Source organism: Micromonospora sp. USAFONa4 (genome assembly GCF_057197825.1).
The window spans coordinates 6,544,886-6,561,506 of sequence record NZ_CM170072.1; the positions used below are offsets into that span (position 1 = coordinate 6,544,886).

General features: G+C 71.4%; 21 protein-coding genes. 17 read left to right on the forward strand and 4 right to left on the reverse strand.

All coding sequences use genetic code 11. From position 1 onward, the window contains the following. Nucleotides 1-33: 33 nt before the first annotated feature. Nucleotides 34-225 carry a DUF5703 family protein gene (locus AC0OO9_RS28225; protein ID WP_013734349.1) on the reverse strand — a complete coding sequence of 64 codons (192 nt, stop codon included), beginning with the start codon at nt 223-225 and terminating at the stop codon, nt 34-36. A 139-nt stretch (nt 226-364) separates the two neighbouring features. Here AC0OO9_RS28225 and AC0OO9_RS28230 point away from each other — a divergent pair, with 139 nt between their 5' ends. The 3 genes from AC0OO9_RS28230 to AC0OO9_RS28240 all read left to right on the forward strand — a co-directional run bounded on the left by AC0OO9_RS28230 (nt 365) and on the right by AC0OO9_RS28240 (nt 1,294). Further along, on the forward strand, nt 365-844 hold the full coding sequence (locus tag AC0OO9_RS28230; RefSeq protein WP_357577487.1) for a DUF2975 domain-containing protein: 480 nt from the start codon (nt 365-367) through the stop codon (nt 842-844). Then, complete coding sequence (locus AC0OO9_RS28235) at nt 844-1,050, forward strand: helix-turn-helix domain-containing protein (RefSeq protein ID WP_026874506.1); 207 nt, start codon at nt 844-846, stop codon at nt 1,048-1,050. The genes AC0OO9_RS28230 and AC0OO9_RS28235 overlap by 1 nt, the downstream gene beginning before the upstream one ends. Before the next feature lie 82 nt (nt 1,051-1,132). Beyond that, on the forward strand, nt 1,133-1,294 hold the full coding sequence (locus AC0OO9_RS28240; RefSeq protein WP_484513635.1) for a hypothetical protein: 162 nt from the start codon (nt 1,133-1,135) through the stop codon (nt 1,292-1,294). A gap of 16 nt (nt 1,295-1,310) precedes the next feature. On the opposite strand, the gene AC0OO9_RS28245 is transcribed toward AC0OO9_RS28240, so the two are convergent. After that, nucleotides 1,311-2,306: an SseB family protein gene (locus AC0OO9_RS28245; RefSeq protein ID WP_484513637.1), complete on the reverse strand. Its 996-nt coding sequence runs from the start codon at nt 2,304-2,306 to the stop codon at nt 1,311-1,313. Then, nucleotides 2,303-2,722, reverse strand: a complete 420-nt coding sequence (locus AC0OO9_RS28250) for a YbaB/EbfC family nucleoid-associated protein (protein ID WP_393169688.1) — start codon at nt 2,720-2,722, stop codon at nt 2,303-2,305. Before AC0OO9_RS28250 ends, AC0OO9_RS28245 begins: the two co-directional genes overlap by 4 nt. Nucleotides 2,723-2,814: 92 nt before the next feature. On the opposite strand from AC0OO9_RS28250, the gene AC0OO9_RS28255 reads away from it, so the two are divergent. Genes AC0OO9_RS28255 through AC0OO9_RS28265 form a run of 3 tightly spaced genes read left to right on the forward strand, consistent with a single transcriptional unit; the run spans nt 2,815 to nt 5,121 of the window. Then, a complete protein-coding gene (locus tag AC0OO9_RS28255; RefSeq protein ID WP_484513639.1) occupies nt 2,815-3,144 on the forward strand; it encodes a hypothetical protein in 330 nt (109 codons plus the stop codon). Then, nucleotides 3,141-4,202 carry a WXG100 family type VII secretion target gene (locus tag AC0OO9_RS28260; RefSeq protein ID WP_421449405.1) on the forward strand — a complete coding sequence of 354 codons (1,062 nt, stop codon included), beginning with the start codon at nt 3,141-3,143 and terminating at the stop codon, nt 4,200-4,202. The genes AC0OO9_RS28255 and AC0OO9_RS28260 overlap by 4 nt, the downstream gene beginning before the upstream one ends. 22 nt (nt 4,203-4,224) lie before the next feature. Beyond that, nucleotides 4,225-5,121, forward strand: coding sequence for a hypothetical protein (locus AC0OO9_RS28265; protein ID WP_484513641.1), 897 nt, complete (start codon nt 4,225-4,227; stop codon nt 5,119-5,121). Nucleotides 5,122-5,148: 27 nt separating this feature from the next. On the opposite strand, the gene AC0OO9_RS28270 is transcribed toward AC0OO9_RS28265, so the two are convergent. Beyond that, entirely contained in the window at nt 5,149-6,120 is a 972-nt protein-coding gene (locus AC0OO9_RS28270; RefSeq protein WP_132237889.1) for an aldo/keto reductase, read from the reverse strand. Between the two features lie 177 nt (nt 6,121-6,297). On the opposite strand from AC0OO9_RS28270, the gene AC0OO9_RS28275 reads away from it, so the two are divergent. The 11 genes from AC0OO9_RS28275 to yut all read left to right on the forward strand — a co-directional run bounded on the left by AC0OO9_RS28275 (nt 6,298) and on the right by yut (nt 16,601). Further along, nucleotides 6,298-7,350 carry an LLM class F420-dependent oxidoreductase gene (locus AC0OO9_RS28275; RefSeq protein ID WP_151454297.1) on the forward strand — a complete coding sequence of 351 codons (1,053 nt, stop codon included), beginning with the start codon at nt 6,298-6,300 and terminating at the stop codon, nt 7,348-7,350. Further along, nucleotides 7,347-8,183, forward strand: a complete 837-nt coding sequence (locus AC0OO9_RS28280; protein WP_484513643.1) for an undecaprenyl-diphosphate phosphatase — start codon at nt 7,347-7,349, stop codon at nt 8,181-8,183. The genes AC0OO9_RS28275 and AC0OO9_RS28280 overlap by 4 nt, the downstream gene beginning before the upstream one ends. Before the next feature lie 153 nt (nt 8,184-8,336). Beyond that, nucleotides 8,337-9,785 (forward strand): sugar porter family MFS transporter, encoded by a 1,449-nt coding sequence (locus tag AC0OO9_RS28285; protein WP_484513644.1) that lies wholly within the window; start codon nt 8,337-8,339, stop codon nt 9,783-9,785. Nucleotides 9,786-9,987: 202 nt separating this feature from the next. Then, nucleotides 9,988-10,290 (forward strand): urease subunit gamma, encoded by a 303-nt coding sequence (locus AC0OO9_RS28290; RefSeq protein WP_484513646.1) that lies wholly within the window; start codon nt 9,988-9,990, stop codon nt 10,288-10,290. Between the two features lie 43 nt (nt 10,291-10,333). Further along, the gene (locus tag AC0OO9_RS28295; RefSeq protein WP_484513648.1) at nt 10,334-10,849 is read left to right on the forward strand and encodes an urease subunit beta; all 516 of its coding nucleotides are present in this window, start codon (nt 10,334-10,336) and stop codon (nt 10,847-10,849) included. A gap of 48 nt (nt 10,850-10,897) precedes the next feature. Beyond that, on the forward strand, nt 10,898-12,616 hold the full coding sequence (locus tag AC0OO9_RS28300; RefSeq protein WP_484513650.1) for an urease subunit alpha: 1,719 nt from the start codon (nt 10,898-10,900) through the stop codon (nt 12,614-12,616). 62 nt (nt 12,617-12,678) lie between these two features. Continuing rightward, complete coding sequence (locus AC0OO9_RS28305) at nt 12,679-13,242, forward strand: urease accessory protein UreE (RefSeq protein WP_357718318.1); 564 nt, start codon at nt 12,679-12,681, stop codon at nt 13,240-13,242. Nucleotides 13,243-13,261: 19 nt separating this feature from the next. Further along, complete coding sequence (locus tag AC0OO9_RS28310; protein WP_484513653.1) at nt 13,262-13,939, forward strand: urease accessory protein UreF; 678 nt, start codon at nt 13,262-13,264, stop codon at nt 13,937-13,939. A gap of 73 nt (nt 13,940-14,012) precedes the next feature. Continuing rightward, nucleotides 14,013-14,642: an urease accessory protein UreG gene (ureG, locus tag AC0OO9_RS28315; protein ID WP_357718322.1), complete on the forward strand. Its 630-nt coding sequence runs from the start codon at nt 14,013-14,015 to the stop codon at nt 14,640-14,642. Continuing rightward, a complete protein-coding gene (locus AC0OO9_RS28320; RefSeq protein WP_484513656.1) occupies nt 14,639-15,556 on the forward strand; it encodes an urease accessory protein UreD in 918 nt (305 codons plus the stop codon). Before ureG ends, AC0OO9_RS28320 begins: the two co-directional genes overlap by 4 nt. 19 nt (nt 15,557-15,575) lie before the next feature. Next, nucleotides 15,576-16,601, forward strand: coding sequence for an urea transporter (gene yut, locus AC0OO9_RS28325; protein ID WP_484513658.1), 1,026 nt, complete (start codon nt 15,576-15,578; stop codon nt 16,599-16,601). Nucleotides 16,602-16,621 lie beyond the last annotated feature (20 nt).

Genomic DNA, 16,621 nt, shown 5'->3' on the forward strand with positions numbered 1-16,621 from the left:
ACCGACGGTCGGCCCCGGGCCTTGCCTTCGTGGTCAGTACGACAGTCCCGGCTGCGGCTGGTTGACCCGGCGGCGGCGCAGCACCACCTGCCGCGTGCCGTCGCGGTACAGCCGTACCCGCGCCAACTCCCACCCGGAGAACTCCGCCTGGATCGCCAACTGCGCCGCGGCGGTCAACCGGTCGACGTTCGGCGGCAGCCGCAGCGGCGCGTACTCGTAGTCCATGACCTCCATGCTGCCCAGCCCGGGAGGCCTTCGCCACCCCCTCACCGGTGACCCGCGCCGCTGCGAGGCGCGGGCGCCCGGCCTCCCGACCATCGTCGAACCGATTGACTTTCGATAGGTTGAGAGCGATAGTCGATGCATGTTCAACGAGCATCGAGCGGTAGCCCCGCTCAGAGTCTTCCTCGTCGTGCTGTTCGGGATCCTGGTCATGCTCCAGACCTTCTCGCTGCCCGGGCAGTTCGCCCACATGGCCGAGGAGTCCCCGGAGCAGGCCTACCTGAGGTGGCCGATGACCGCCGTGGCGGTGTTCTGGGTGCTGTGCGTGCAGGTGGTGGTCGTGTCCACCTGGAAGCTGCTCACCCTGGTCAAGCGCGACCGCATCTTCACCGACGCCTCGCTGGCGTGGGTGGACGCGATCGTCTGGGCGATCGTCGCCGCCTGGGTCGTGCTGCTGGGCGTCTTCCTCTACGTCGGCTTCAACGCCACGGACCCCGGGCTGCCGCTCCTGCTGTTCCTGCTGCTGGTGGGCGTCGCCGTGCTGGGCCTGCTGATGGTGGTCATGCGCGCGCTGCTGCGGCAGGCCACGACGCTGCGCACCGACATGGAGGCGGTGATCTGATGCCCATCGTCGTACGCATCGACGTCGAACTGGCCAAACGCAAGATGAGCGTCGGCGAGTTCGCCGAGCGCGTCGGACTCACGCCGGCGAACGTGGCGGTGCTGAAGAACGGCCGGGCCAAGGCCGTCCGGTTCAGCACCCTGGAGGCCATGTGCCGGGTGCTCGACTGCCAGCCCGGTGACCTGCTCGAGTGGGTCGACGAGTGAACCCGCGCAACACGCCCCGGCCCATCGACCACGAACCACCCGCCGGCAGGTCCGAGACCCCGGCCGCCACCAGGGAGACGCCATGACGTACCTGCTCGCACTCCTCGTCGCGGCGCTCGGCGTCGCCGGCGTCGTGCTCGGGGAGGCCGACGACTCGCCGGGCCTCCAGTTCCTGGGCGTCGTGCTCGTCATCGGCGCGGTCGTGTTCGCCGTGCGGCTCGCGCGGCGTGGCCGGTCGCGGTAGGGCCGCCGACCGGCGGTCAGCCGGTGGGCGGGTTCGCTGCCAGCAGGGCGGCCAGCGACGCCGCCCCCAGGGCCAGGGCGCGCGGGGTGCCGGCGTCCACCACCAGCCCCCACGCCGGGTCGGGCCAGTCCGCGAGCAGGTCCGCGCAGGGCACGGCGACGAACGGCACGCCCTCCCCGGCGAACGTGGTCAGCGCGTCGGGGGAGGTGAAGACGGGCAGCAGCGGCGCACCGGTCGGGTCGGTGACGATCGTCCACGGCACCTCGCGGTCCGGCCCTGGCTCCGCCGCCAGCGGTACGCAGACCGCGGCGGCGGCGAGGACGCCGAGGTAGCCGGGCAGGTCCCGCCGCGCGCCGGCCTCGCTGAGCAGGTCGAGCACGGACGGCCCGCCCGGGTCCGCCCCGCTCCGCGCCTCGTCCGCGGCGGGGCCCGCGGGCGAATCCGCGGACCGTTCCGCGGGCGGCGGGTCGGGCACGCGCGCGGTGCCGGCCCCGGCGGCGGGCTGCTCGACTTGGGCAGCGGGGCGTTCGGCTCCCGCAACGGCGTGTGCGGCTTCGGCGGCGGGCTGCCCGGCGCCGGCCACGGCCCGCTCGGCTCCGGCGACGGGCTGCCCGGCCCCGGCGACGGGTTCGGCCGCCCGGACGCGGGGCACGGTCGGCTCCGGGCGCACCCGGGGACCGGTGGGCGGGAGGATCTGGCAGGACAGCGCTGCGGGTTCCGTGGTGAGCACCGTTGCGGCGGTCTGCGCCGCGAACCCGCTCCACCAGCGCAGGCCCTCGGCGGTGCGCGGCGTCTCGTACCACCAACCGCCGGCCCCGCGTGGCGCCTGCCAGCCGAGTTCGGCCAGGCGTCGCTCGTCGTAGGGCGGGCAGACCCCGCGGACGGTGTCCCGGCGCACCATCAGGTGCAGCCGGCGGGGGCCGGCGGCGAGTTCCAGGTCGGTGTCGCGGTCGCAGCCCGACAGCGTGTCGTGGAGCCGGGCGACGATGTCTGGCCAGCCCGGCGACGTCATGCCGGCGGCCCCGGCAGGCGGCCGTCGAGCCGGCCGAGCCTCCCCATCGCCTCCTCCAGGCGGCCCAGCGAGGCGAAGTCGCCGGGGGTGCCGAAGATCCCGTTCAGGCCCGCGCCGAGCGTCGCGTCGAGACCCCCGGTGCGCTCTTCGAGCTGCGCGGTCGCCGCCGCGCGGGCCTGCCGGTACGCCTGCAGCACCATGGCCGCGAGGTCCTCGGTGCCCACCCGCAGCGCGGTCGGGGCGAGGCTCAGGTCGGCCAGCTCGCCGGTGGCGTCGACGGTCGCGGTGACCAGGCCGCTGTCGTCGGTGGCGGTGGCGCTCAGCTCGTCCAGGTCGTCGGTGAGCCCGGCGAAGCGGCGTTCGATGTCGGCGAGCCGTCCGGCGAGTGCGTCGAACGCGGACAGCGGGTCAGACATGAGAACCTCCCGTGCGCGGTGCCGTCCGGGGTGGCGCCCGGCGGCGGCATGATCGTATCGTCGTCCCGCCGGGCGAGTGGGGGAGGAACGGCGTGCCTGACATCGACGTCGACGTGCAGGCGGTGCGTCGGCTGGAGGCGGCGGCGAAGCGGGTGGCCACCTCGCTGACCGCGCTGGAGAGCCGGATCACGTCAGCGGGCGACATACCGGACGGGGCCTTCGGGCACCTGCCGTTCGTCAGCGACATGCTCCGCGAGAAGTACGCCGAGCAGGTCACCGGGGGGATGGAGCTGTTCCGGTCCGGCCACGACGCGTTCGAGCGGGTCGGCGGCGCGCTGGGCGGGACGGCCGAGGCCTACGAGCGCAACGAGCATGACATCGACTCCTCCTTCCGCGCCATCGGCGCCGGGATGCCCCGGTGAGTGGGCCGGCGGGCACCGCCGTCGAGCTCTGGAACGGCATCGACAACGCCCTGTCCGGCGTGGACAAGGTGGTCGACAGCGTCTGCCGCACCCTCGCCTGGCCGTTGATCCAGCTCGTCGACCTCGTCGACGGCGAGCCGGCCGCGCTGCGCGCCAAGGCCACGGAGTGGGACGCGCTGGCCACGCAGGTGCGGGAGCTGGCGATGGGCCACCGCAGCGTGCGCGAGGCCGAGCAGGCCGGCTGGCGCTCCCCGTCCGGCCAGGCGTACGGGCGGCGGTTGGCCGAGGTCGAGCAGCAGCTGCTGGACGTCGCCGAGCAGTTCGCCGCCACGGCCGAGTACCTGCGCGGGGTGGCCGACGCGCTCCAGACGGTGCACGACGTCCTGGTCGACATCTGCGTCGAGTTCGTCAACTTCCTGCTGGTGACGCTGGTCACCGCGCTGCTGATGGCCCCGTTCACCGCCGGGGCGTCCTGGGCGGCCGGCGTGGCGCTGGGGGTCACCCGGGGCATGATCGCGCTGACCCGGATGTTGAAGATCATCCGGCCGCTGGCGACGCACCTGCAGAAGGTCATCCGACTGCTGCAACGGGTCCTGCTCCACCTGCGCAAGCTGCGCAACCACCTGGACAAGCTGGTCGACAAGCAGAAGGCGCTGCGCGCCGGCCAGAAGTACGCCGACAAGCGCCGCGCCGCCGGCGCCGCCGACAAGTGGCACCACAAGTTCATGGACCCGGCGAAGGGCACCTGGAAGCTCGGCAAGTCCGGTTCGCCGTTCGACATGAGCACCTTCGAGCGCCTCGGGGCGCTGCGGGCGCACGGCATGGCCGACGGGGCGCGGATGATCGGCCGGGACTGGGCCACAAACCTGCCGTGGAACATCCCGAACTCCGTCGTGCACGGCGCCACCTGGGGCACCGTCGCGATGGTCTCCGGCCTGTCGGTGCCCGGCATGGACCAGGTCGGCGACAAGGTCGACGCGGCGGTGCAGGGCGGCGCCGAGTGGATCGACCAGAATGTCTTCGGGCAGCCGCCGGCGCAGCAGCCGGCCGGCAGGTGACGGTCGATCGAGGGGGTGGGGCGTGTCCGAGGGGCGCAGTCGGCTGGGCCGGCTGACCGACGCAATGCTGGGCGGTGCGCGGGCCGCCCGGGACAAGGCCCGTGAGCTGCGCGACGAGTTCCGCACCACCGACGAGCCCGAGCGCGCCCTGGTGGCGCCCCTGCTGCCCGACGAGGAGATCCGCTACGTCGGCCTGGCCCCGGTCCGGGCCCCGGAGAACCACCGGGCCGGCAGCCAGCTCGCCGACCGGGTCAACGCCGAGCTGGCCGAGGCGCTCGATCCGCGCGCGCTGTTCGGGCTGCTCAACATCGTCAACCCGGTCGCCTGGGTGGACGCGGTGCTGACGCCCGTACGCATCGCCGCGGGCGTCCTGCTGCTGCCCGGCAAGGCCGCCGTGCTCGCCGCGGGCACCCCGGAGCCGGCCGAGCCGGAGCCGGCGCCGGGCGGCGCGCCCCGGGAGCCGCTTCCGCTGACCGACGAGCAGGAGGCCTTCCGGGCGCTGTTCCGGCTCAGCCGCTACCGCCCCCTGGCCGACCAGCTCGCCGAGATCGCCTACCGGCGGCGGTACGTCTTCAGCGGCGACCTGGCCACCCTCGCCGGCAGCCTGCTGCTCTTCCTCGAGCGCTACACCGGCACCCCGCTGGCGGTCACCGACACCCACCTGCACCTGCTGCGGATGGGCCGCCGTCCCGACCCCGACCGCGAGGACCGGCGGCGCCCCCAGGTGCTGTGGAGCGTGCCGCGGCGGCGCATCGCCCGCATCGAGTCCGAGCACGGGGCCCGCCTCATGCAGTTCCCGTCCACCATCGTGTTCGACGACGGGTCCTGGATCCGGATCGTCAACCCGGCCACCCGCGACGACCAGTCCCGCTTCCTCGCCGCCGTACGCGACCTGCCCGGCCAGCGCCCCACGGCCTGACCGCGCGCTCGTGCCGCGCGACGCGGGTCAGCCGTCGCGCTCGGGGTAGCCCACCGGCACCGCCGACACGTCGTCCAGCGCGGTGACGATCTCCTCCGGCAGGGTCACCCGCTCGACCTGGAGCGCGCCGAGCAGCTGCCCGACCGTGCGCGCGCCGAGGATCGGGGCCACCACCCCGGGCCGGTCGCGGATCCAGGCCAGCGCCACCTCCGTCGGGGAGACGCCCAGCCCGCCCGCGGCGATGGCTACCGCCTCCACGATGCTGGAGCAGCGGGGCTCCAGGTAGGTGGCGACGAAGCGCTCGAAGTGCGGCGAGGCCGCCCGCGAGTCGGCGGGCCGGCCGTGCCGGTACTTGCCGGTGAGCACCCCGCGGCCCAGCGGCGACCACGGCAGCACCCCCAGCCCGAGGGCCTCGCACGCGGGCAGCACCTCCCGCTCCACGCCCCGCTCCAGCAGCGAGTACTCCACCTGCGCCGCCACCACCGGGGCGCGCCCCGGCCAGGCGGTCTGCCAGGCCGCCGCCCGCGCGGTCTGCCAGCCGGCGAAGTTCGACACCCCGACGTAGCGGACCCGGCCGCTGGCCACCGCGTGGTCGAGCGCAGCGAGCGTCTCCTCCAGCGGCGTGTCGGGGTCGTAGCCGTGCAGTTGGAAGAGGTCGACGTGGTCCGTGCCCAGCCGGCGCAGCGAGGCGTCCAGCGTGCGCAACAGGTGCCCCCGGGAACCGTCCCGACGCCGGCCGCTGCCCGGTCGCAGCCCCGCCTTGGTGGCGATCAGCAGCTCCTCGCGCGGCACCAGGGAGCCCAGCAGCGACCCGATCACCGACTCGGCGTCGCCGTCGCCGTAGACGTCGGCGGTGTCGATCAGGTTGCCGCCCGCGTCGAGGAAACTCTTCAGCTGGGCGGCCGCATCGTCGGCGTCGGTGTCCCGGCCCCACGTCATGGTGCCGAGCGCGAGCCGCGAAACCGCCAGCCCGCTTCGGCCGAGCGGTCGCTGTTGCATGGGTGAACCTTATTTCGAACGAGGGCCCGCCGATATCCTCGCTCCCGTCAAGTGTGCCGGGCGCGTCGCGTTTCCGACCGTCCGGGCACCGCCCCCTGTGGTGGCGACCGGTGAACGGGTCGACTTGCGGCATTGCGTAACCTGATGCGACCTGTGGTGCGGATGGGGGAGGACCTAGTGCGACTCGGGCTCAGCCTCGGATACCAGACAGCGTGGAGCACACCGGCCGATCACCTGGCCTTCGCCCAGGAGGCGGACCGGCTCGGCTACTCGGTGGTGTGGGCGGCGGAGGCCTACGGCTCCGACTCGCCGAGCATGCTCGCCTGGATGGCCGGGCAGACGGAGCGGATCGACCTGGGCAGCGCGGTGATGCAGATCCCCGCCCGCACCCCGGCGATGACCGCGATGACCGCGGCGACCATCGACGCGCTGTCCGGCGGCCGGTTCCGGCTGGGCCTCGGCGTGTCCGGCCCGCAGGTCTCCGAGGGCTGGCACGGCGTACGGTTCGCCAAGCCGCTGGCGCGGACCCGCGAGTTCGTGGACATCGTCAAGCTGGCCGTCGCCCGCAAGTCCGTCGCGTACGACGGCGAGTTCTACACGCTGCCGCTGCCCGACGGCCCGGGCAAGGCGCTGAAGCTGGGCTTCCACCCGCCGCGCGAGCACATCCCGATCTACCTCGCCGCCGTGGGCCCGAAGAACCTGGAGCTGGCCGGCGAGATCGCCGACGGCTGGCTGGCGATCTTCTACGCCCCCGAGTTCGCCGAGGAGCAGCTCGCGTCGGTGCGCGCCGGGCGGGCGAAGGCCGGCAAGGAGCTCGCCGGCTTCGACGTGGTCCCGTCGGTGCCCGTGGTGGTCGGCGACGACATCGCCACCTGCGCCGAGCTGGTCCGCTGGTACGCGGCCCTCTACGTCGGCGGCATGGGCAGCCGCCAGCAGAACTTCTACAACCAGCTCGCCACCCGGATGGGCTACGGCGACGCCGCCCGCGAGGTGCAGGATCTCTACCTGGCCAAGCGGCAGCGCGACGCCGCCGCCGCGGTGCCGCTGGAGTTCATCGACCGCACCTCGCTGCTGGGCCCGAAGGAGCGCATCGCCGAGCGGATGCGGGAGTACGCCGCCGCCGGCGTCACCACCCTGTCGGTGACCCTGTTCGCGGCCGACCGGGACAGCGGCGTGCACACCCTGCGTACCGTCGCCGAGGCGCTGGACCTCTCGGGAGTCGGCGAGTGACCTGGGTCGAGGCCATCGTCCTGGGCATCGTCCAGGGACTGACCGAGTTCCTTCCGGTCAGCTCGTCCGGTCACCTGCGGATCACCTCGGCGATCTTCTTCGACCGGGACGCCGGAGCGTCGTTCACCGCGGTCACCCAGCTGGGCACCGAGGCGGCGGTGCTGATCTACTTCGCCAAGGACATCTGGCGCATCACCCGGACCTGGCTGGTCGGCATCAGGGACAAGTCGGTGCGTTCCAGCCTCGACTACCGGATGGGCTGGTACGTCATCGTCGGCTCGATCCCGATCGGGCTGTTCGGTTTCCTGTTCAAGGACCAGATCCGCACCGCCGGCCGGAACCTGTGGCTGGTGGCGACCACGCTCATCGTGTTCGCGTTCGTGCTGGCGTTCGCCGAGTACTGGGGGCGGCAGACCCGCACCCTGGCGAACTTCAAGATGCGCGACGGCGTGGTGATGGGCTTCGCCCAGGCGATGGCGCTGATCCCGGGGGTGTCGCGCTCGGGCGGCACGCTCACCGCCGGCCTGTTCCTCAACCTCACCCGGGAGGCGGCGGCGCGCTACTCGTTCCTGCTGGCCATCCCGGCGGTGGTGATGTCCGGGATCTTCAGCGTCGGCGACGTCTTCGAGCCGGCGGCGCCCGGCACGTCGGTGCCGAGCATGGCCCAGATGGTCGTCGCCACGATCATCGCCTTCGGCGTCGGGTACGCGGCCATCGCCTGGCTGCTGCGCTACGTCGCCCACCACACCCTGTACGTCTTCGTGCTGTACCGGGTCGCGGTGGGCACCCTGGTGCTCGCCCTGCTGATGACGGGCACCATCAGCGCCACCTGATCCGCCCGCGCCCACCGGCCCCCGAACCCCGCAGCGGGTACGGGGGCCGGCTTGTGCGCTTTTCGGCCAAAACGGGATTCGCGGCTATATCCTCGCGATGTCGCGTCACCTCAGGAGGGATCCGCCGGTTAGCTCGCGCTGGAGGGGGGCACCGTGTCTGCCACGGGCGGCCAGCGACGCGGGCGGGGGCGGCCACCGAGGCGGAACCTCATCGCGGTCCTCTCCGTCGTCGTCTTCTCCGGCGCGTTCTTCGGTTACGACCAGGGTGTCATCAGCGGAGCGCTGCGCGACATCCGCCGGACCTTCCAGGCCGACACCTTCGCCGTCGAGGTGGCAGCGAGCTGGGTGACCCCCGGGGCGCTGGTGGGGGCCTTGCTCGGTGGTCATCTCGCGGATCGGATCGGCCGCCGCGGGGCGCTCTGGGTCGCCGCGGCCACGTTCGTGGCGGGCACGATCCTGCAGGCGGCCGCGCCGGTGCTGGGGGTCCTGTTCGGGGCGCGGCTGATCCTGGGGCTGGGCATCGGAGTGGCGTCGGTCGCCGGGCCGATGTACGCGGCGGAGGCCGCGCCGGAACGCATCCGGGGCAGCCTGCTGGCCGTGTACCAGTTCTCCACCACGTTCGCCATCTTCATCGGCTACCTGGCCGACGAGCTGTTCGAGTCGGGCGGTTCCTGGCGCTATCTGCTGGGCGCGGCGGCGCTGCTGGGCGTTGCCCTGGCACTCGTCACCACCGTGATCCCGGACTCCGCCGTCTGGTACCTCAAGCGGGGGGACAAGCGCCGGGCGGAGGCGTCGCTGAAGGCGACCACGCCGGCGCAGAAGGTGCCGCAGCGACTGCACGCCATCGAGGAGGGACTCACGGCCGGGCAGGCGGGCTGGCGGGAGGTGCTCTCGCGGCGGTGGCGGCGACCGCTGGCGCTCGGCGTCGGCCTGGCCCTGTTCCAGCAGTTGACCGGCATCAACGGGATCATCTACTACGCGGACCCGATCTTCTCGGCGGCGGGCTTCCACACCCCCCAGGAGCAGCTCACCGCGACCACCTGGGCGATCGGCGGGGTCGATTCGCTCTTCACGCTGGTCGCGGTCGCCTTCCTGGACCGGCTCGGCCGCCGTCCGTTGCTGCTGGTCGGCCTGCTGGGCATGGCGGTCTCGCTCGTGGTGGTCAGTCTCAGCTTCGCGCAGATCGGGCCGGGCGCGGGGCGGGCCGCGGCGGCCGGGCACCAGCCCACCGACGCGGGCGTCTTCCTGCTGGTCGGCGTGGTCATGTTCGTCGCGTTCTACGCCATGTCGATCGGGCCGGCCGCGTGGACCGTGATCAACGAGATCTTCCCGGGACACATTCGGGGCCGGTGCGTGGCGATCGCCTCCGCCACGCACTGGGGTACGGAGTACCTCGTCACGCAGTTCTTCCTGAACATGCTCAGCGCCCTGGGGCGATCCGGGGTGTTCGCGCTCTTCGCCGGCACCTGCGTGATCGGCTTCCTGTTCCTCTGGCGGTACCTGCCGGAGACGAAGGGCAGGACCCTCGAGGAGATCCAGCAGCTGTGGGCCACCGGTGGGCGTGCGCGGCGCTCCCGCGGCACCGCCGACCGCTCCGGCTGATCGGCGGACGTGTCGATGCGGGACGCGGAGTTGCCTGATTCCGGTCCGCAACGACAGAGCAAAGCGTACGGTCCTACTCGAAGCGACACCTAACCGGCTTAGTGGACATTCTGGTCAAGCTGAGCTGCCGGTGCCAAGGCCGAGCCGAGTCCGTCCGGCCCGGCCGGTCGCCCCCGATCGACAGTCGCGAAGGACCCGAACAGTGCATCTGACACCGAAGGAATTCGACAAGCTCACGATCCTCTCGATGGCCATCGTCGCCAACGCCCGTAAGGCCAGGGGGATCAAGCTCAACCACCCCGAGGCCGTCGCGGTGATCTGCGCCGCCGCGCTCGAGGGGGCCCGGGAGGGCAAGACCGTCGAAGAGGTCATGAACGAGGCCCGCAGCACGCTGAGCGCCGCCGACGTGATGCCGGGCGTGCCGGACATGTTGCCCATGGTGCAGGTCGAGGCGGTCTTCACCGACGGTTCCCGACTGGTCACCGTGCACTCACCGATCCGGTAGTCGCAGGAGTCCGGACGCGATCTTCGAGAAAGGCGGAGCAGAGATGGCCAAGCAGCATCCCGGCCCCAACTCCAAGCACGTGCGGCCCATCGGCGGCTACGTGCTCAGCGACCAGCCGCTGGAGTTGAACGCGGGCCGGCCGGTCACGGAAGTCGTCGTGCAGAACACCGGCGACCGGCCCATCCAGATCGGCTCGCACTTCCACTTCTTCGAGGCCAACCGGATGCTCGCCTTCGACCGCGAGGCGGCCTTCGGCAAGCGGCTCAACATCCCGGCGACGACGTCCATCCGCTTCGAGCCTGGCGACAGGAAGACCGTGCAGCTCATTCCCTTCGGTGGGCAGCAGCGCGTCTACGGGTTCAACGGGTTGGTGCAGGGCTGGACCGGTAGCGAGTCGATGCCCAGCTACCGCCCGGACCGGACGGCGGCGATCCACAACGCCAAGACCCGGGGCTTCAAGTTCGGCCCGGAACAGCAGGACAAGCCCGCGCAGCAGGACAAGCCCGCGCAGCAGGACAAGCCCGCGCAGCAGGACAAGCCCGAGGGCAGGAAGAAGTAGGTCCACTATCCCGCAGGGCTGCCAGCCTCGGGCAGGAGAGAAGATCAGATGAGCCAGATTTCCCGGCAAGAGTATTCCGGAATGTACGGCCCCACGACGGGCGACCAGATCCGCCTCGGTGACACCGACCTGTACATCGAAATCGAGAAGGACCTCCGGGTCCTCGGCGACGAGGTGATGTATGGCGGTGGCAAGACGCTGCGCGACGGCATGGGGGTGCACAACCAGTACACCAACGCCGAGGGTGGCCTCGACCTGGTCATCACGAACGTGACCGTCCTCGACGCGACTCTCGGCGTGGTGAAGGCCGACGTGGGGGTCAAGGACGGCAAGATCGCCGGAATCGGCAAGGCCGGCAACCCGAACGTCATGGACGGGGTGACCCCCGAGCTGATCACCGGGCCGGGCACCGAGGCGATCTCCGGCGAGCACCTCATCCTGACCGCTGGCGGCATCGACACGCACGTGCACCTGGTGACGCCGTTGCAGGCGCAGGCCGCCCTCAGCAACGGCGTGACCACCCTGTGGGGCGGCGGCACCGGCCCGACCGACAGCACCAACGGCGTCACCATCACCCCGGGACCGTGGAACATCGAGGCGATGATGCGGGCCTTCGAGACCATCCCGATCAACATCGGCCTGATGGCGAAGGGCAACAGCACCGGCCGCGCGCCCCTGGTGGAGCAGATCATGGCGGGCGCGCCGAGCTTCAAGATCCACGAGGACTGGGGCGCTCCGCCCGCGGTGATCCGGGCCTGCCTGGACGTCGCCGACGAGTTCGACGTGCAGGTCAGCATCCACACCGACACCCTCAACGAGAGCGGCTACCTCGAGGACTCCATCGCCGCGTTCGAGGGCCGGACGATCCACACCTTCCACACCGAGGGCGCCGGCGGTGGGCACGCGCCCGACGTCATCAAGGTCGCCGGCCAGATGAACGTGCTGCCCAGCTCGACCACGCCGACGGTTCCCTACGGCATCAACAGCCAGTCCGAGCTGTACGACATGATCATGGTCTGCCACAACTTCAACCCGCAGGTCCCCTCGGACGTGGCCTTCGTCGAGAGCCGCATCCGCACGGAGACGATCGCGGCCGAGGACGTCCTGCTCGACGAGGGCGTCATCTCGATGATGCAGAGCGACTCGCAGGCCATGGGCCGCGTCGGCGAGACCTGGCTGCGGACCATCCAACTCGCCGGGCAGATGAAGGCCACCCGCGGCAAGCTCGCCGAGGACTCCGACGCCAACGACAACTTCCGGGTGCTGCGGTACGTGGCCAAGATGACCATCAACCCGGCCATCACCCAGGGGATCTCGCACGTGCTGGGCTCGGTCACGCCGGGCAAGATGGCCGACCTCGTGCTCTGGGAGCCGGCCTTCTTCGGCGCCAAGCCGAAGCTGGTCCTCAAGGGCGGCATGATCGCCTGGTCGATCATGGGCGACCCGAACGCCTCGCTGCCGACGCCGCAGCCGGTCTACTACCGGCCCTCGTTCGCCGCGTACGGCAGCCAGCTCGCCAAGACCTGCGTGACGTTCGTGTCGCGGGCGGCGTACGAGACCGGCGTGGCCGAGCGGCTCGGCCTCCAGCGGCAGGTCATCCCGGTCTACCGGACCCGGGGCCTGACCAAGCGGGACATGGTGCGCAACGACCGGACGCCGAAGCTCGAGGTCGACCCGGAGACCTTCGCCGTGAAGATGGACGGCGTGCACGCGACGGTGCCGCCGGCCCGCAACCTCCCCCTGAGCCAGCTCTACTTCTTCAGCTGACGCCGCCGGGACCGTCGTCGAACGCGTGCGGTCCCGGCACACCCGACCGAGAGGAGAGGCCCGTGCTCGTCGAGACGGTGCTGGGCAACATGAACGAGCCGGACTGGACGCTCCGGCTGAAGGAAGCGCGCATCGACGACCTGGTGCTCGACCAGTGGGACGCCCAGAAGAGCCGCATCCGCAAGACGACGAGCTCCGGTGCGGAGTTGTCGGTCTCGCTGGAGCGTGGCGTACGGCTGCGCGACGGCGACGTGCTGGCCTGGGACGACCTGACCGCCACGGCGGTGGTGGCCCGGGTGCAGTTGGGCGAGGTGATGGTGGTCGACCTGGAGAAGCTGCGCGGGGAGTCGGCCGACCTGCTGATCCGCTCGGCCGTCGAACTCGGGCACGCCATCGGCAACCAGCACTGGCCAGCCGTGGTCAAGGGCTCGAAGATGTACGTCCCGCTGACCGTCGACCGCAAGGTCATGGACTCGGTCATGCGTACCCACGCCTTCACGGGCATCACCCACGAGTTCGTCGCCGGCACCGAGGTCATCGCGTACCTCGCGCCGCACGAGTCGCGGCGGTTGTTCGGCGGGGCCGACTCGACGCCGCACTCGCACCTGCCCGCCGACCTGAACTGAGGGGCCGGCGGTGCGCACGATGGCCGAGACCCTGAAGCTGTTGCAGTTCGGCGACTCGGTCTTCCCGGTGGGCGCGTTCTCCTTCTCCAACGGGCTGGAGATGGCCGTGGAGCACGGGGTCGTCCACGACCGCAGGACCCTGCAGGACTACGTCCGGTCGGTCACCCGGCTCGCCGCCACGGGCGACGGCGTGGCCCTGCTCGCCGGCCACCGGGGCGCCGCCGCGGGGGACCTCGACCGGATCCGGTGCGCCGACGAGGCCGTGCACCTGCGCAAGATCAACGAAGAGATGCGCGTCATGTCCGTACGCATGGGGCGCAAGCTCGCGGAGGCCGCGACCCGGATCGTCGGGGAGACGCTGCTGAAGAAGCGCATCGGCGAGTCGGCGAACGGCGTGCCGGTCACCTACCCGGTCGCCCTCGGGGTGGTCTTCGCCGAGCTCGGGGTCGGCGAGGACGACGCCTTCGCGGCCCACCAGTACGGCACGGCCTCCACCGTGCTCGGCGCGGCCGTCCGGCTGATGCGGGTGGACCACCTCGACGCGCAGTCGATCCTCTTCGCGGTCAACGAGAAGGTCGCCGACGACTACCGGGAGGTGCGCACCGCGGACCTCGACGACATGCAGACCTTCGGCCCCCACCTCGACGTCCTGGCCGCCGCGCACCAGCACACCCACGTGCGGATGTTCATGAGCTGAGCGCCCCGACGGGCGACCGCGCGAACCACCCCTTGCGAATCCGAACCAACTCCCCAGAAGGACAGGTCACGAGATGAAGTCGGCAAGTCGTATCGGAGTGGGCGGCCCGGTGGGCAGCGGCAAGACCGCGATCATCGAGGCGGTGGTGCCCCGCTTCGTGGAGAACGGACTGCGGGTGCTGGTGATCACCAACGACGTCGTCACCACGGAGGACGCCAAGCACGTCCGCCGCGCGCTGACCGGGGTGCTCGTCGAGGAGCGGATCCTCGGGGTGGAGACCGGGGCGTGCCCGCACACGGCGGTACGCGAGGACCCGAGCATGAACCTGGCGGCCGTGGAGGACATGGAGGCCCGCTTCCCGGACAGCGACGTGGTGCTGATCGAGAGCGGCGGGGACAACCTCACCCTGACCTTCAGCCCCGCGCTGGTCGACTACTTCATCTACGTCATCGACGTCGCGGCCGGCGACAAGATCCCGCGCAAGAACGGCCCTGGCATCTCCAAGTCCGACATCCTCGTCATCAACAAGACGGACCTGGCGCCCTACGTGGACGCCGACCTCGCCGTGATGGCACGCGACGCGGACGCGATGCGCAACGGCAAGCCGGTCGTGTTCACCAACTGCAAGACGGGCGAGGGCGTCGACGAGCTGGTCTCACTCATCCGCCGCAACGCGCTCTTCGACGCCGAAGTGGTCGCATGACCACACTGGACAGTGCGCGGGAGCTGGAGCCGTACCAGGACCAACCGGCCCAGCTACCCGCCGCGTCCAACGGCAAGGTCGGGGTGCTGCGCCTCGGGTTCGAGCGGCGCGGGGAGCGCACCATCCTGCACGACCTCTACCGGCAGTCACCGCTGCTGGTCCAGCGGGCGCTCTACTGGGACGAGGAGATGCCGCAGCTGCCCTGCGTCATGATCCTCACCACCTCCGGCGGCGTGTTGCAGGGCGACCGGCTGCACGTGGACGTCGACCTGGCGCCCGGCAGCCAGGCGCACCTGGTGACCCAGTCCGCCACCAAGATCCAGGAGATGGACGCGAACTACGGCACGCAGATCCAGCGGTTCACCCTCGCCGAGGACGCCTACCTGGAGTACCTCCCGGAGCCCACCATCCCGTACCGGGGCAGCCGGTTCGTCACCGACACCCGGGTGCGGCTGCCGCGGAGCGCCACGATGCTCTACGGCGAGATCCTGCAACCCGGCCGCAAGTACTACGGCGACGGCGAGCTCTTCGCGTACGACCTCTTCTCCTGCTCCGTGCGGGCGGAACGGCCCGACGGCCGGCAGTTGTTCGTGGAGAAGTTCGTGGCGGCCCCCGCCACGTTCGGGGCGGCCCGGGTCGGGGTCATGGACCGCTTCCACATCTTCGGCAACGTCGTGCTGCTCACCGACCCCGAGCGGGCCGCCCGGGTCTACGACCGGACCTCGACACCGGTCTGGGACGAGCAGACCCCGCTGGCCAGCGCCGTCAGCCGGCTGCCGAACGAGGCGGGTCTCGTCTTCAAGGTCCTCGGCCAGGAGACCGAGCCGGTACGCGCGGCGGTACGCGCCTTCTGCGTGGCCGCCCGCGAAGAGGTGACCGGCCACACCTTCCCGCCCGCGTTCAGCTGGCGTTGAGCCGACCAAGGAGGTCGCCGTGAGCGCTGTGACGCACGGCTGGCACAGGCTGAGCAGCCGCAATCCGCTGGTCGGCTTCGTCGACGCCTGCCTGCGCGGACCCGCGCAGGTCGTCTTCCAGAACAACGCGCTGACCGGCCTGCTCATCCTCGTCGCGCTCGCCTGGGGAGCGGTCGAGAACGGCCAGCCACGGGTCTTCGGCGGCGGCGTCCTCGGTCTCGTCGTCGGCACCGCCACGGCCCTCGTCCTGCAGGTGGACCGGACCTCGCTGCGGCAGGGGATGTTCGGCTTCAGTCCGCTGCTGACCGGGCTCGCCGTCCCGACGTTCCTCGACGACCGGCCGCTGATGTGGCTCTACCTGGTGCTCGGCGCGGCGGCCACGACCGTGGTCACGCTGGCCCTGAACGCGATCTTCAAGAAGTGGGGCCTGACCGCGTTCACGTTCCCGTTCGTGCTGACCACCTGGGTGCTGCTGCTGGCCGCGTACCAGTTCGACCGCTTCACCGTGCTTACCGACATGACGCCGAAGTTTCCCGGGCAGGGACCGCTGGCCGGCGGCAGCTTCGACTGGGACCTCGTGCCGACCTTCCTGCGCGGCGTGTCCCAGGTGTTTCTGATCGACAGCTGGGTCACCGGGCTGATCATCGTGGTCGCGCTGCTGGTCAACTCGCGCTGGTCGGCGATCTTCGCGCTGGTCGGCGCCGTCGGCGCGACCCTGCTGGCGCTCTGGTTCGGCGCCGACGGGGCCTCGCTCGACAAGGGCCTGTACGGCTTCAACGCGGTGCTGACCGCCATCGCGGTGGGCGCGGTGATGCACCGCCCCGGCACGCTGGCGACGCTCTACACCCTGTTCGGCATCGCGCTGACGCTCTTCGTCCAGTTGGCCCTGGCCACCGTGCTCACCCCGCTGGCCATCCCCGTGCTGACCGGGCCGTTCAACATCGCCACCTGGTTGCTGCTGCTGCCCAAGCGGCACTTCGCGCCGTTGCCCAACCACGAACGCGTCGAGGAGACCGTCGTCTCCGTGGTGAAGCGCACCGTCTGACCGTACCGAGAGGAGAGGTG